The sequence below is a fragment of the Bacteroides graminisolvens genome (genome assembly GCF_963666085.1).
In the GTDB taxonomy this organism is placed as follows: Bacteria; Bacteroidota; Bacteroidia; order Bacteroidales; family Bacteroidaceae; genus Bacteroides; species Bacteroides graminisolvens.
Map to the genome: position 1 here is coordinate 2,951,330 of NZ_OY762556.1, position 15,292 is coordinate 2,966,621.

The following is a 15,292-nucleotide window of genomic DNA, read 5'->3' on the forward strand; positions in this document are numbered from 1 at the left end:
ATGAAAACAATTCTAGTAACAGCTCTATTGATCATGACAACGAGCTTATGTGCACAAAAGCCTATTGAACTGCCTTTATGGCCCAATGGCGCACCCAACAGCAATGAGCTGAAGGGCGACGAACAAGAAATGGACAACGGAAGAGTAAGCAACATCAAGAATCCCGATATTACTGTTTACCGGGCAGAGCATCCCAACGGAATGGCTGTGATTATGTGTCCCGGTGGCGGTTACGCCCGTTTGGCCATGAGCCATGAAGGACACGACATGGCTCCGTGGTTCAACACGCAGGGAATTACGTATGTTGTTTTGAAATACAGAATGCCCAACGGACACAACGAGGTTCCTTTCTCGGATGTTGAACAAGCCATCCGCTTGGTGAGACAACATGCGGCGGAGTGGAATATCAATCCGGCCAAGGTAGGTATCATGGGAGCATCGGCAGGCGGACACCTGGCCTCTACGCTGGCTACGCATTACACAAGTAAAGAAACCCGTCCCGATTTTCAAATTCTTCTATATCCGGTAATCACAATGGATGCAAACTTCACGCATGCCGGCTCCAGAGAGAATTTGATCACCAAAAATCCTTCGGCTGATTTAATTGCCAAGTATTCCAACGAGTTGCAAGTAAATGCGCAAACTCCGCAGGCGTTTATTGCTTTGTCATCGGATGACAAGGCTGTGTTGCCTCAAAACAGCATCAACTACTACTTGGCTTTACTGAAACATAACGTTCCGGCCACCATGCACATTTATCCAACCGGAGGACACGGATGGGGGTTCAGAGACAACTTTACCTACAAGCGTCAGTGGACAGATGAATTGGAGAAATGGCTGCGTAACGGCGTGAAATTATAAACATTTAAATAGATACACTATGAAAAAGATGACATCTCTGTTATCATTTGCGCTACTTCTGGCTTTGCCGGAAGTAGGAGCGCAGGAATCCAACCCAATGCTGAGCAACGGATTGAAGTTATTGAACACTCCTTACATAGCTTATACGCTCGAAGGAAACAGTGAAGAAGAACTAGTCGTTAACTGTGATGAGGTTGACTGCACAACGTTCGTCGAAAACGTACTGGCCATGGCTCTTTGTCCCACACAAGGCGAACAAATGAGTGAGGCCGACTTTATGAAGAACCTGCAGAACATTCGTTACCGTAACGGTCAGATTAACGGATATACCTCTCGTTTGCATTACATGACGGATTGGATTAATGATAACGTTCAAAAAGGACTGATTGAAGATGTAGCTGCGCAATACAGCCCGTCTACTCAAACAGTGAACCTATCGTTCATGTCATCTCACCCGGAATTATACAAACAGCTGAACTCCTCACCCGAAAGAGTTGCCGAAATGGCATCCATTGAGCAACGCTTATCGGGTCAGCAAGTTCACTGGGTACCCAAGGACATGTTACCTGCTCAAGGGTTACCGTGGATTAAGAACGGTGATATCATAGCTATTACCACCAATACGCCGGGTCTGGACATTAGTCACCTGGGAATCGCTATTTACATTAAAGATCAGCTTCATTTGTTGCATGCTTCTTCCAAACAAAAAAAGGTTGTAGTTGAGAAGTTAGCCCTTAACAAACAACTTGCCGGCAATAAAACGTGGACGGGAATACGTGTTTTAAGGATGAAAAGTCTTAATTAATGCTAATCTCTTAATCATTTTCCAAAGGAAACTTGTTATAAGGGAAAATTAGAACAAGATACATTATGGAACAACTTAAGAAAATCATCGGCAAAAACATACTGTTTATTATCGGAGCAGTAGCAGGGGCCATCGGAGGTTACTTTTACTGGCTTTACGTAGGATGCACCAGTGGCACTTGCCCCATTACATCATCGCCATTCATGAGTACCGTTTGGGGTGCAGTAATGGGCGGATTGTTACTAAGCATCTTTCAAAAAGATAAAGATAAAAGCAAAAAACAATAATAATTCATATAACCCTGAGAACCAATGAAGAAAATAATTCTTGCAGCTGCCATGATGACCCTGGTTGTTTCATCATGTAACGGAAAACAAAAAGAGAATGAAAAAGCAACTAATAAAACTGAAAATAAAATGAAAACAATTCATCTAAGTAAAAGTGATTTCCTGACTAAAGTAGCCAATTATGAAACAACTCCTAACGAGTGGAAGTATTTGGGCGATAAACCCGCTATCGTTGATTTCTATGCTTCGTGGTGCGGACCGTGCAAAACCATTGCTCCCATATTGGAAGAGTTAGCTGCCGAATATGGAGATCAGATATACATTTATAAAGTTGATACGGAGGAAGAACAAGAACTGGCTGCCGCTTTCGGTATCAGAAGCATCCCTACCCTATTGTTTATCCCCATGGATGGCGAACCGCAAATGGCTCAGGGCGCTATGCCAAAAGCGTCTTTTAAAGAAGCCATTGAAAAAGTTCTATTGAAGAAATAAATCATAGCAGGCTTTTCTGAGAGCACAATAACAATTACTTTTCATTTTGCACAACGAGGCTGTCATCCGCAGGGAAGGCAGCCTCGTTTTTTAGTGACTTGTAGTTAATTACTTCAGTGCGTATTTACCAAAGCTAATGGAATGAATCATGACCGACACGCTTGAGAAAGCCATCGCAGCACTAGCTAGCATGGGGTTCAGCAACAGTCCATTCACGGGGAACAACAATCCGGCCGCAATAGGAATACCTATCAGGTTGTAGATGAATGCCCAAAACAAATTTTGATGTATGAGGCGCACTGTTTGTTTAGAGAGTGATAAAGCTTTGGGGAGCAACAACAAGTCTGAAGTCATAAGAGTTACCATCGCTACATCCATGGCAATATCGGTTCCTTTACCCATAGCAATACTTACATCGGCACGGGCAAGTGCTTGTGAGTCGTTGATACCGTCGCCCACCATAGCCACTTTTTTACCCTGTAATTGCAGTTCGCGCACAAATAGTTCTTTGTCGTCGGGCAACGCATCGGCCATAAAACGAGTGATGCCCAGTTTGCGTGCCACAGCCGATGCTGTACGCTCGCCATCACCGGTAAGCATGCAAATTTCCACACCTTGGCGTTTCAACTCTTTAACGGCTTCCACAGAAGTGGCCTTAATCTGGTCGGTGATGGCAATAACAGCCAGCAATTCATGTTCGCGACCAAAGTAAACAATACTGTTTCCGGCCGATTGATATTGCACCAGCATACCTGCCATGGTATCCGAAATACCTGCACTAAAGTCTTTCAGTAGTTTGTGGCTGCCCGCCCAGTAAACTTGTTCGTTATAAACCACCTGAATTCCTTTTCCGGTAATGCTCTTGAAACTTTCTATGGCGGCAGGTTCAATGCCCGATTCCTGCAACTCGGCTACAATGGCTTCGGCTAGTGGATGCTCCGACTTCAATTCGGCTGCCAGCAATACATCTTTGAAATGCTCCTCTTCGGGACGCTCCCACAAGGAAGTCGAAACGGTAGGATGTCCTTCGGTCAGTGTTCCGGTCTTATCGAGTACCACCACATCAACCTTGCGCATTTGCTCCAGTGCAACGGCATCTTTTATCAAGATATGGTAATCGGCTGCTTTACCGATACCCACCATCAAAGCTGTTGGAGTTGCCAGTCCCAGTGCACAAGGACAAGCAATGACCAGCACGGAAACGGCCGACAACATGGCATGGGAGAAATAATCGGGACCGGCTATCAGTAACCATCCAATGAATGTAAGCAAGGAAATGCCCAATACAACCGGAACAAAAATACCGGTTATCTGGTCAACAATGCGTTGCACGGGTGCTTTGCTTCCCTGTGCTTCTTGCACCATACTGATGATGCGGGCAAGTACCGTATGTTTGCCTACTTGCAAGGCTTTAATAACAAAAGAGCCTTTTTGATTAATGGTTCCTGCCAGCACTTTATCATCTGTTTTCTTTTCAACCGGCACGGGTTCACCGCTTATCATGCTTTCATCGACAAAAGAGTCGCCATCGGTCAGTATTCCGTCAACGGGAATCTGCTCTCCGGGACGCACCACTACCAGGTCGTTTACCTGAAGTTCGGCAATGGTTACTTCCTCTTCTTTTCCGTTGCGCAACACCTGGGCTGTTTTGGGTTGTAAACCCATGAGTTTGCGTATGGCGGCAGACGTGTTACCTTTTGCACGTTCTTCCATCAATTTGCCCGTGAGCACAAAGGCTATAATGACCGTAGCGGCTTCATAATACACATGAGGTTCCAGTCCGCGGTTATACCAAAACTCTGGGAAGAATGTGTTGAACAGACTGAAAAGAAACGCAATGGCTGTACTCAGCGCCACCAACGTATCCATATTGCTGCGTCCCAACTTGGCTTGTTTCCATGCATTTACATAGAAAGATCTGCCGAAAAGGACCAGCACCGGCACGGACAGCACTAACATTAATACATTGGCATAAGGCAAGTGCATAAATACCATAGCAAGCAGAAGCATCGGAACAGAAAAGATCCATGCTCCGATTACGCGTTTTTTCAAACTCTGGTAGTGTTTTTGCTGCTCTTCTTGTTGGCGTTCCTGTTTGTTTTCTTCTTCCACTATGAGGTCGTAACCGGCAGCAAGTACGGCTGCCCGCATTTCACCTGGAGTCAGTTTATCGTTCTCATAAGCTACAGAAAGCGTATTGGCTGCCAGGTTGACTGAAGCATCGGATATACCTGGAAGTTTTTTGATAGTGCGTTCTACATTGGTAGCACATCCCGCGCAATGCATGTTAAGCACCGGGAATGTTTTTTTTTCTATTTTGCTCATTTGAATATGTGATTTAGGATATGTCGTATTATAGGAGTAAACAAGTGGTACGGTTTATTGTTCAAATAACCCGGCAGGCAGTGTGTAAACACACTGTCCGTCAGGTTATTCAAAAACCAAAGACGAGATTTACATCAATAAATCCGCAGAGGGAAAAAGGCTTTATTTCTTATCTGCCTCTTTTGTCTCTTTTACCAGTTCGGCTTCGTAATCAAACTTACGGAAGCCTTCCTTGATTTTCTCAATGTTCGTTTTCTCGGCATCGTAGGTAATGGTTACCGTACGTTTTTTCAGGTCGGTGGTAAACTTCTTCAGTCCTTTTTCGAACTTGATGTTGTTCTTCACCTTGCGTTCACAGTTTTCACACTCCATTTGTGTAACCTTGAAAATAGCTGTACGAATATCTTTTGCGTACACACTTACTGCGCTAAACAGTACTACGGCCAAAGCCGCCATCATTCTTTTTGTTTTCATCATTTGCTTAAATTTAATCTTACTCCTACATAATATTTAGCTCCATGCACAGGCCCCCAAATCATGGTTGAGTCAAAGTTGTCCCCCCAAGGTTCGGTAGCTGCTATAATGGGATTTTTTTGTTTGAAATTGGTCAGGTTTTCCGCTCCTACGTAAAGCGACCATCCGCGGAAATAACGGGTTATCTGAGCACTTAACTGTTCAAAGGAACCGTATCGGCTGTTCCATGATGAGGATCCGTCGGCCAACGCATAAGGATTGGGCATTCTTCCGCCTCCATTAAGTTGCAGGGTGGTGTCAAACTGCCAGATACCTAGCGGTGTTTGGTAAGAAGCGGTAATCAATCCTTTGTACTTACTGGTCAGTGGTTTCTCAAGCAGTTGACCGTTGTACGTGGTTTTGGCATCCGTTAAACGGTAGGCAGCCAGCAATGTAAATCCTTCAAAGAAAGGATATGATGCTTCCACTTGAAATGCTTTGGAGTACGACTTTCCGTCGAGGTTCGTAAAGGCTATTTCATGGGGATTGCTGTCCATGTCAACCACCACTTGGTTGCGGAAGTCGGTGTAATAGTATTCCGTATTCACATTCAACGTTTTGCCAAACAAAGGAATGTATGTGGAGACACTGGCGCCATAGTTCCATGCTTCTTCCTGATCTAAATTATCGGTAATCGTCACTTGGCGACTGCTTGCCAGCAGATAGTTATTTTCCGCCAATACATGATTGGTACGGTAACCTTTACCGGCCGACAAGCGGAAATGTACTATCTCATTGGGGTTGTACTTGATGTGGGCACGCGGGGTGACAAAGAAACCGTATTCGCTGCTGTAGTCGCCACGCAAACCACCCATCACAACGAGCTTATCATCGAGGTTGTAGGTGTACTGTGCATAAGCACCCGGTACGGCTTCCTTCACAAAACGTGATGTGCGGGGCAAATCAACCTGATTCGTTAAACGGTAATTCTGGTCAAAAGAGTCATAGTTAAAGCTCAGTCCGGTAGACAAGCTGTGTCTTTTCCCCAAATTGGTTTCGTACATCAACGAAGCATAGAAGTTGCTTTGATCTACATCGTAAAGCTTGCGACCGTAGGCGGCATCCTGGTTGTGCAGACTAGCCGATAACATCAACGCCACATTGGCATTGGTCTCTGGGTTAAGCAAATAAGCATTCTTCATGTAGGCTTCGTAACGGTTGGTTTTTATACCTATTTTATATAGGTCATCCGTCATTGACATGTTACCACCGTGAAGGGTTTGTCCGCTGTTACGGTCTTCACTGAGCGCTTTAATACCCACTTGAAATTCGTAGCGACTGTTAAAGTATGCCCAGCGGTTATGGAAATTATATTGCTCCACTTTGGGTAAGTCCAGAAAACCGTCGTTGTTGGAGTCGTGCGACTTCGTTTGGTTTTCATAGTGCATCAACAACATGGTGCTCCAGTTCTTGTTGATCTTTGCCAGTACATCAGCATTGGCTTCGTAGCGACTATCAGAGTCGGCATAGAGGTTGGCCGTTAAAATATCAGCTTCCGGAGTTTGCGGCTTCTTGAACTCAACGTTTATTTGTCCGGTAATAGCCTCATAGCCGTTTTTAACGGAAGATGTTCCTTTGGATACCTGAATGCTCTGCATCCACGGTCCGGGTACATAGCCCAGTGCATAAGGCGCGGCAGCTCCACGATAGTTGGGTATGTTTTCAGTAAGCATCTGCACGTAGGTACCCGACAGTCCCAAGAGTTTTATCTGCTTGGCACCTGTTGCCGCGTCCGAGTAGCTCACGTCGACCGATGGGTTGGTCACAAAGCTTTCTCCCAAGTTGCAGCATGCCGCACGAAAGAGTTCTGTGCTGCTAATCATTTCCTGATTCATCACACTGTTACGCATCTTCATGGTACCCAACTTGCGGCTAACCACGTTGACTTCACTTAACTCAACTCCTTCATGGAGCACCACATCAATAGAAGCGTTTTTCTTTTCCACGTGAATGGTATCATTCACAAAGCCAATGAAACTAACCACCAGCATGTGGCTCTTGGCAGGCTTCTCAATGCTAAAGCGTCCTTCGGCAGAACTGGTTACGCCCGAGGTGGTTCCCATCCAGAACACGTTGGCACCGGGAATGGGTTCGCCTTGTTTGTCTTTTACAGTTCCGCGTACTTGTGCGTATGTGAAATTAGCTGTCATCATGAACAGCATAAGATAGATGTATTTCATACTTGATATTCGTTCGTTATTTAATAAATAGAATAGCTTGCCGTTGAGTTACAAACAGCAAGGGTTACCGATGTGCAAAATCGGCACTACGAGTTCGGCTCATTCATCGAAGAACCGATAACGAACGACTAAATAAGTAAGGTAGAGTAAAGAGCCAGGTATTGCCGGGAGCCTACGGCAGGCGGCGAGGTATCCGTGTAATGATGAGCCGCGTCTTCCATCCGCGGAACGGACACCATCAAATCGGGTAATTCCTGGCACAGAAGGTTTATAACCGGTACGGTAATAACCGACTCGAAAGAGTACTTTACCAAGTCGAGTTTGTAGATGCTTACCGTACAGCCTTTGCTGTGGCACAACTGTTCGCCGTGAGTGGCAACTGATTGGTGTTTCTCCGAAGCGGAAGTACAGCAAGAGGGCTGTGTTTCCTGCACAGAACAAGATCCGCAAGAGGATGCAGTAGCATGCTGTGCATGTTGCACCTCACAAGGCATGTCTCCGTGTTGGTGAGATTCCACATGAGAAGATTCACAGCGATTGCAACAATAATGCATCACTGCCACACCCGCTCCCACATAGATAATGAGTACGGAGAGCAAACAAGCAATTATGTAACGGAGTCTTTTCATGCTTTTTGCAAAGATAGCTTATTAAGTGTATAAGAAGATATTAAATTTTATGTTTTTATGTGCCCGATTCGTTAATATGTTCTATATTTGTGCGTATAGACAAGGCTTTATAAGCCGCTTAAAATGTAATTTAAAAGCATTTGCCATGATAAAAAAACAATATGTAATGCAGCTGGCCGTTATACTTTCTGTTGGCGGTATTTTATTTTCGTGTGGTAACAAGATGGATAAAAACACAGGCGGGTTGGAATTTGATAGTATATCAATTAACCAAACAGAACATTTGTTTGCCGACTCGGCCAAACCGGCTTGTAATTTGGTTATTAAGTATACCTATCCGGTGAAGGCAACCGACAACCGACTCAAAGACAGCTTGAACTCTTATTTCGTAGCCGCATGTTTTGGCGATAAGTATGTGGGACTACCCACACCGCAAGTTATCAAGCAGTTCAGCGAAAACTATGTGGCTGATTACCGCAAAGACCTGGAACCCATGTATCTGGAAGACCAGAAAAAGCACAATGATGAGGTTACTCCGTGGTATTCTTATTACAAGAGCATTGAAGGGCACGTGCAGCACTACAAAGGCAATCTGCTTACGTACCGGATTAACTACAACGAATATACGGGCGGTGCTCATGGCATGTACACAACCACTTACCTGAATATCAACCTGGCTACCCTTCGACCTATTAAGTTGAATGATGTATTTGTTGGCGAATATCAGGAGTTGCTCACCGATTTGCTGTGGAATCAGCTGATGGCCGATAATAAAATGACTACTCGCGAGGAATTGGAAGATATAGGATATGGATCGACCGGCGATTTGGTGGCTACGGATAATTTCTATCTGGAGCCAGACGGTATTGTATTTCATTTCAACGTGTATGAATTTACACCTTATGCCATGGGTGAAGTGAACATTAAACTTCCTTACCAAATGATGGAGCACATCTTGGCAAAAGATAATATGATCATCAACGAACTTAAAAATTAATAGATAAAACCACGATTATTTTCATGGATATTATATTGAAATACTTTCCCGACATTACAGAGGAACAAAAAAAACAGTTTGCAGCCTTGTATGATTTATACACGGAATGGAATGCAAAAATCAACGTTATCTCACGCAAAGACATTGAAAACCTGTATGAGCACCACGTGTTACACTCGCTGGGTATTGCACGTGTCATACAGTTCCGCGCCGGATCTCGTATTATGGATTTGGGTACAGGCGGTGGCTTTCCGGGCATACCGTTGGCTATCTTGTTTCCCGAAGTGCACTTTCACTTGGTTGACAGTATCGGCAAGAAGGTGCGGGTGGCTACGGAGGTGGCTACTGCCATTGGCCTGAAGAACGTTACCTTCAGGCATGCACGGGCCGAGGAAGAGAAGCAAACGTTTGATTTTGTAGTGAGCCGGGCTGTGATGCCACTTGCCGATCTGATTAAAATAATCAAAAAAAACATATCGGTAAAGCAACAAAACGCCCTGCCAAACGGTTTAATTTGTCTGAAAGGCGGTGAGCTGGAACACGAAGCCATGCCTTTTAAACACAAAACGGTTATGCACAACCTGAGCGATGAATTCGAAGAAGAGTTCTTTAAAACCAAGAAAGTGGTTTACGTAACGGTGTAAACCGTATCATGCTGAGTAAAGCGGATGCGCCTTGGCGCTCCGCATCATTTTAAAGTGAACAAGATGAAAATAAAAAGATTTGAATTTAATATGTTCCCGGTAAATTGCTACGTGGTGTGGGACGAGACCTACGAAGCCGTAGTCATTGATCCGGGGTGTTATTACGAAGAAGAAAAGCAGGCTCTCAAAACATTTATCCTCTCCAATAAGCTTACCGTGAAGCATTTGCTCAACACACACCTGCATCTGGATCATATATTTGGTAACCCGTTTATGCTGAAAGAGTTCGGATTGAAAGCCGAGGCTTGTCAGATTGACGAGTTCTGGCTGGAAAATGCTCCGAAGCAATCGCGCATGTTTGGCTTTGAACTGAAGGAAGAACCGGTTCCTCTGGGTAAATATCTGTACGATGGTGACATTATCAGCTTTGGTAATACTCAATTGGAAGCCATTCACGTGCCGGGTCACTCACCGGGCAGTTTGGTATTCTACAGCAAGGGAGATAACTGTATGTTTTCCGGAGATGTTCTGTTTCAGGGCAGCATAGGCAGGGCCGACCTCGCAGGTGGAAATTTCGATGATCTGCGCGAACACATCTGTAGCCGACTGTTCGTTTTGCCCAACGAAACCATTGTTTACCCCGGGCATGGTGCTCCTACTACCATTGGCATAGAGAAAGTGGAGAATCCGTTTTTCAGATAATGCAATCAAACTAAAACCTTAAATATCATGGAAACAAATACATTGTGCAATCGTCACATCGGTCCCGATGAGAGCGATGTGAAAAAGATGCTTGAAAAGATAGGTGTGCACTCGCTGGATGAGCTGATTAATCAGGTTATTCCGGCTGACATTCGTCTCAAAGAACCCATTGAGTTACCGGAACCGCTCACGGAATATGCTTACGGTAAACACATGGCAGAACTGGCAGCTAAAAATAAGTTATATGCTACCTACATCGGTATGGGATGGTACAACACCATTACGCCGGCCGTCATTCAGCGCAATGTATTTGAAAACCCCGTGTGGTACACTTCGTACACGCCCTACCAGGCTGAGATTTCGCAAGGGCGACTCGAGGCGCTGATGAACTTTCAAACGGCTGTGTGCGACCTTACAGGGATGCCGCTGGCTAACAGTTCGCTGCTCGACGAAGCGACTGCTGCTGCCGAAGCGGTAACGATGATGCACGGACTTCGACCACGTGATCAGCAAAAGAACAATGCCAACGTGGTGTTGGTCGACGAAAAGATTTTTCCGCAAACGCTGGCGGTTATGCAAACACGGGCGTTGCCTCAGGGCATTGAGCTACGGGTTGGTCAGTACACTTCTTTTGAATTTACCCCCGATGTATTTGCCTGTGTGATACAGTATCCTAACGCCGACGGTAGTGTAGAAGATTATCGGGAGCTGACTGCCCAAGCACATGCAGCCAACTGCAAGGTGGCTGTAGCAGCCGACATACTGAGCCTGGCACTACTCACTCCTCCGGGCGAATGGGATGCGGATGTGGTATTTGGCAGTACACAGCGACTGGGCGTGCCCTTGTTCTATGGCGGACCCTCGGCTGCTTACTTTGCTACGCGCGATGAATACAAACGCAACGTACCGGGACGAATCATTGGGTGGTCAAAAGATAAGTACGGTAAACCTTGTTTCCGCATGGCGTTGCAAACGCGAGAGCAGCACATCAAGCGCGAGAAGGCTACTTCAAACATCTGCACGGCACAAGCCTTACTGGCTACCATGGCCGGATTTTATACGGTGTATCATGGTGAGGAAGGCGTTAAAAGCATAGCCCGGAAAATTCACGCTACAACGGTTTCTCTTGATAAAGCATTGCAGGCTCTGGGCTACAACCAGCTCAACAAGGCTTATTTTGATACGCTGCGCATAGCTCTTCCTCAAGAGGTTTCCACGCAGCATCTACAAAGCGTGGCGCTGAGCAAGGAGGTCAATTTGCGCTACTTTGACAACGGTGATGTAGGGGTTAGCATCGATGAAACAACTGATTTCTGTGCGCTGAACACATTGATAAGCGTATTTGCCATGGCTGCCAACGGGACTACCGAAAGCATTCAGCCGGTTAGTGAAGCCTGTGTTATCCCTGACACACTGCAAAGAAAAAGCAGTTTCCTGATGCATCCGGTGTTCCGGTTATATCACACGGAGACGGAGATGATGCGCTACATCAAGCGGTTGGACCGCAAAGATATTTCGTTGGCGCACTCTATGATTTCGCTGGGTTCGTGCACCATGAAGCTGAATGCAGCATCGGAGATGCTTCCGCTGAGCCGTCCCGAATTTGGCGGAATGCATCCGCTGGTTCCGGCAGATCAAGCGCAGGGGTATTTAGAAATGATTCAAAATCTGGGGCAGTATTTGCAGCGCATTACGGGCTTTGCAGGGGTAAGTTTCCAACCGAATTCGGGTGCTGCGGGCGAATATACCGGACTCATGGTGATTCGTTCTTTCCTGGCAAGCATCGGTCAGAGGCATCGCGACAAAGTACTTATTCCGGCATCGGCACACGGTACCAATCCGGCATCGGCAGTACAGGCAGGCTTCAATGTTGTGATTTGTGCGTGCGATGAGCAGGGAAATGTCGACATGGACGATCTGCGCAACAAAGCCGAAGCCAACCGCAACGAACTGGCTGCATTGATGATTACCTATCCTTCAACACACGGCATATTCGAAACTTCTATTCGTGAAATATGCGAGCTCATTCACAGTTGTGGGGCGCAGGTTTACATGGATGGCGCCAATATGAATGCGCAAGTCGGACTAACCAACCCGGGCTTTATCGGTGCCGATGTGTGTCACCTCAATTTACATAAAACATTCTGCATTCCTCACGGTGGTGGTGGTCCGGGTGCCGGTCCCATCTGTGTGGCTGCTCATCTGGTACCGTTCTTGCCCTCGCATCCGCACTTTGCTGATAATAGCACCGCTAACGTGCTCCACGCAGCAGATGATACGCTCACGGGAGTACATGCCGGTGTAAGTGATTTACCGCTGCATACGGTGGCGGCTTCGCCTTATGGCAGTGCAGGAATCTTGCCTGTTACTTACGGCTACATCCGCATGATGGGGGCTGCCGGACTAACGGCTGCTACGCGTGCTGCCATTTTGAACGCTAATTACTTGGCTGCTTGTTTGCGAGACACTTATGGCATTGTTTACCGTGGGGCAACTGGTTTTGTGGGACACGAAATGATTTTGGAATGCCGTAACATACATCAGGAAACTGGCATCACTGAAAACGATATGGCCAAGCGACTGATGGATTACGGATACCACGCACCTACCCTTTCGTTCCCTGTGCACGGCACGCTGATGATTGAACCGACCGAAAGTGAGAGTCTGGCCGAATTGGATAATTTCGTAGAGGTAATGTTGAGCATCTGGCAAGAAATTGAGGAAGTGAAAAACGGCACCGCCAGCAAGGAAGATAATGTGCTGATCAACGCTCCACACCCTGAATACGAAGCGGTAGCCGATAATTGGGAGCACAGCTACGGACGGCAAAAGGCTGTTTACCCCACAGAGAACGTGCGCAACAATAAATTCTGGATAAACGTGGCAAGAGTAGATAATACGCTGGGCGATCGAAAATTATTGCCTACGCTATACGGAGTGTCACAGTTATGAGCTATATAGGCGAACTGTCCTGACCTATATAGCGTATATGCACTGAGGTATATAGCCGGTTTCAATGAGCTATATACCTCAGTACTTGTTGGCTATATACCCTAGGCGTTTAGCGTTTCACCAAACCAATTTTGGCATTCAGTTTAAAATAGTACACTCCGTTTTCACGCTCCAGGAAACCGTATTTATCTTTCTCAACCGCTCCTTTTTCGAAACGGGTATTGAGGTAAAGAAAGTCTTCGAACACTGCTTTATCTGATTTGTGGTAGCACAGTACTTCACCGTTGCCACTAACCAAAAGCATTCCTTCCACAGCCGAGTCGGTTCCGTTGTAAATCTTGGCAGGGCGCATACCCAAAGCCAGAGCCAACAAAAACTGCTTCATCTTGAACTCATAATAATGGTGTTTGGTGATGAGTTCCTCCTTTATCTTTAATGGATTGATGGAATTCATAGCCTCGGTCAGTTCGGAAACACGAGTAATTCCGTCGAGCTGCATCACACGAAGCATCTCTGCCAGCAAACGTGGAAAATGCAGGTCAATCATCAGGAGATTGCAGCGAAATACCTTGTCGGCTACATCGGCATACTTCAGCACTCCACCCAAACGGTCAATCAGCATCATGCGGTCGGCCACTTCATTGGCTGATTCCAATGCATTGACTTTGCTCACAGTGGGCGTTGCAAATTTAATACCCGTTTGCTCAAACTTCAAGTTAGCCGTGCGCCCACCGTCGAGCAACGGATTCATCCGTCCGATGCGTGAGCGTACCACAAGCCCCGTAAGCGGTGCATCGGCATGCCAGAAAGCAATAGAAAAGTCTGTGCGATCTTCTGTTTTTGCTTCCAGATCAAAGATAGAAACAGCATCGAGAAACTCCTCTACTCCATCGGGAGAAGCCACTTCATCATCGGGAGATGTCTTTATCGCATCCAAAATAAGATCGGCCACAGTGGCAAAATCCTCTCTTGGGAAACGAGCATCCATCTCTTCACCCACCACATGTACTTCCTCTCCTTCGAGGTAATAGCGACGGGTGCCGTTGTGCTCTTCGCGTTGAATCATTGCAATGCTCAACTTCTTTTCATCGTCTTTTTTCCCCTGCGGAGTACCCATGTGTACCACACCGGTTGCCAGCAAGCGGAAAAACGTATACAACTCACTCCACTCTTTTTTTGTTGCTTCAAATGCCATCTTATCTGATATATAATATTTAATTGACTAATCTTGGTCGGCCAAACGAGCCGTTTCAACTTTCGACAAGCGCTCGCGTAAGCGGGGCATGCACGAACGGCGAATACGAAGCGTCATGCGGCAATCCATGTCATACAACTGGTCTACAATTTCTGGTTCTTCTTCCTTCACAATGCGCATTACATCATTCATGAAGGGGTATTCAAAAAGCACCGTAACCTCGTCGTCGACGGTTTTCTCCAGAATGGTAGCAGCAGCAATTGCTTCGGCAGCGGCAGCTTTATAAGCCACAATAAGTCCGCTGGTTCCCAACTTGATACCACCAAAATAACGCACCACAATCACCAGAATATCCGTCAGCTCGTTCGAGTTGATCTGCCCCAAAATGGGTTTGCCCGCAGTACCCGATGGTTCTCCGTTGTCATTGGCACGAAAGTCTTTCCGTTCGTGCCCCAGCATGTACGCATAGCACACGTGGCGAGCATCGTAGTACTTCTTTTGATACACTTCCAAATGCTCTTTTATCTCTTCTACGGTTTTCACCGGAAGGGCCACAGCAATGAATTTGCTTCGCTTCTCAGTGTACAACCCTTCGGATACATCGGCTATTGTTTTATAAGTATCTTGAACCATGGCGCAAAGTTACAAAAAAAGTCATTACATATAACTAAAAAGGGCTGCCCGCTTTTACAGACAGCCCATATAGTGCT

14 protein-coding genes are annotated in these 15,292 nt (G+C 46.1%); 8 read left to right on the top strand and 6 right to left on the bottom strand.

Annotation, left to right across the window (positions count from 1 at the left end; translation table 11 throughout):
- From ACKPCE_RS12535 to trxA, 4 genes are all read left to right on the top strand, one after another.
- The gene (locus ACKPCE_RS12535; protein ID WP_319505433.1) at positions 1–861 is read left to right on the top strand and encodes an alpha/beta hydrolase; all 861 of its coding nucleotides are present in this window, start codon (positions 1–3) and stop codon (positions 859–861) included.
- A 19-nt stretch (positions 862–880) separates the two neighbouring features.
- Positions 881–1,666, top strand: a complete 786-nt coding sequence (locus ACKPCE_RS12540) for an N-acetylmuramoyl-L-alanine amidase-like domain-containing protein (RefSeq protein WP_319505434.1) — start codon at positions 881–883, stop codon at positions 1,664–1,666.
- Positions 1,667–1,731: 65 nt separating this feature from the next.
- On the top strand, positions 1,732–1,953 hold the full coding sequence (locus tag ACKPCE_RS12545) for a DUF6132 family protein (protein ID WP_024995667.1): 222 nt from the start codon (positions 1,732–1,734) through the stop codon (positions 1,951–1,953).
- A gap of 24 nt (positions 1,954–1,977) precedes the next feature.
- On the top strand, positions 1,978–2,445 hold the full coding sequence (gene trxA / locus ACKPCE_RS12550; RefSeq protein ID WP_276963246.1) for a thioredoxin: 468 nt from the start codon (positions 1,978–1,980) through the stop codon (positions 2,443–2,445).
- 108 nt (positions 2,446–2,553) lie between these two features.
- Here trxA and ACKPCE_RS12555 read toward each other — a convergent pair whose 3' ends face one another.
- The 4 genes from ACKPCE_RS12555 to ACKPCE_RS12570 form a co-directional block, all read right to left on the bottom strand.
- Positions 2,554–4,770, bottom strand: coding sequence for a heavy metal translocating P-type ATPase (locus ACKPCE_RS12555; protein ID WP_319505435.1), 2,217 nt, complete (start codon positions 4,768–4,770; stop codon positions 2,554–2,556).
- Positions 4,771–4,932: 162 nt separating this feature from the next.
- Positions 4,933–5,244 (bottom strand): heavy-metal-associated domain-containing protein, encoded by a 312-nt coding sequence (locus ACKPCE_RS12560; RefSeq protein WP_319505968.1) that lies wholly within the window; start codon positions 5,242–5,244, stop codon positions 4,933–4,935.
- A complete protein-coding gene (locus tag ACKPCE_RS12565; protein WP_319505436.1) occupies positions 5,244–7,463 on the bottom strand; it encodes a TonB-dependent receptor in 2,220 nt (739 codons plus the stop codon). The genes ACKPCE_RS12560 and ACKPCE_RS12565 overlap by 1 nt, the downstream gene beginning before the upstream one ends.
- A gap of 128 nt (positions 7,464–7,591) precedes the next feature.
- Positions 7,592–8,092 (bottom strand): hypothetical protein, encoded by a 501-nt coding sequence (locus tag ACKPCE_RS12570; protein WP_319505437.1) that lies wholly within the window; start codon positions 8,090–8,092, stop codon positions 7,592–7,594.
- A 148-nt stretch (positions 8,093–8,240) separates the two neighbouring features.
- On the opposite strand from ACKPCE_RS12570, the gene ACKPCE_RS12575 reads away from it, so the two are divergent.
- The 4 genes from ACKPCE_RS12575 to gcvP all read left to right on the top strand — a co-directional run bounded on the left by ACKPCE_RS12575 (position 8,241) and on the right by gcvP (position 13,387).
- Complete coding sequence (locus tag ACKPCE_RS12575; RefSeq protein ID WP_319505969.1) at positions 8,241–9,089, top strand: PdaC/RsiV family protein; 849 nt, start codon at positions 8,241–8,243, stop codon at positions 9,087–9,089.
- 23 nt (positions 9,090–9,112) lie between these two features.
- Positions 9,113–9,733, top strand: a complete 621-nt coding sequence (rsmG, locus tag ACKPCE_RS12580; RefSeq protein WP_319505438.1) for a 16S rRNA (guanine(527)-N(7))-methyltransferase RsmG — start codon at positions 9,113–9,115, stop codon at positions 9,731–9,733.
- 63 nt (positions 9,734–9,796) lie between these two features.
- On the top strand, positions 9,797–10,435 hold the full coding sequence (locus ACKPCE_RS12585) for an MBL fold metallo-hydrolase (protein ID WP_319505439.1): 639 nt from the start codon (positions 9,797–9,799) through the stop codon (positions 10,433–10,435).
- 27 nt (positions 10,436–10,462) lie between these two features.
- Positions 10,463–13,387 carry an aminomethyl-transferring glycine dehydrogenase gene (gene gcvP / locus ACKPCE_RS12590; RefSeq protein ID WP_319505440.1) on the top strand — a complete coding sequence of 975 codons (2,925 nt, stop codon included), beginning with the start codon at positions 10,463–10,465 and terminating at the stop codon, positions 13,385–13,387.
- Between the two features lie 109 nt (positions 13,388–13,496).
- On the opposite strand, the gene ACKPCE_RS12595 is transcribed toward gcvP, so the two are convergent.
- Together ACKPCE_RS12595 and ACKPCE_RS12600 are read right to left on the bottom strand one after the other, a co-directional pair.
- Positions 13,497–14,582: an HpaII family restriction endonuclease gene (locus ACKPCE_RS12595; RefSeq protein WP_276965078.1), complete on the bottom strand. Its 1,086-nt coding sequence runs from the start codon at positions 14,580–14,582 to the stop codon at positions 13,497–13,499.
- Positions 14,583–14,609: 27 nt separating this feature from the next.
- Positions 14,610–15,215, bottom strand: coding sequence for an IMPACT family protein (locus ACKPCE_RS12600; protein ID WP_319505441.1), 606 nt, complete (start codon positions 15,213–15,215; stop codon positions 14,610–14,612).
- Positions 15,216–15,292 lie beyond the last annotated feature (77 nt).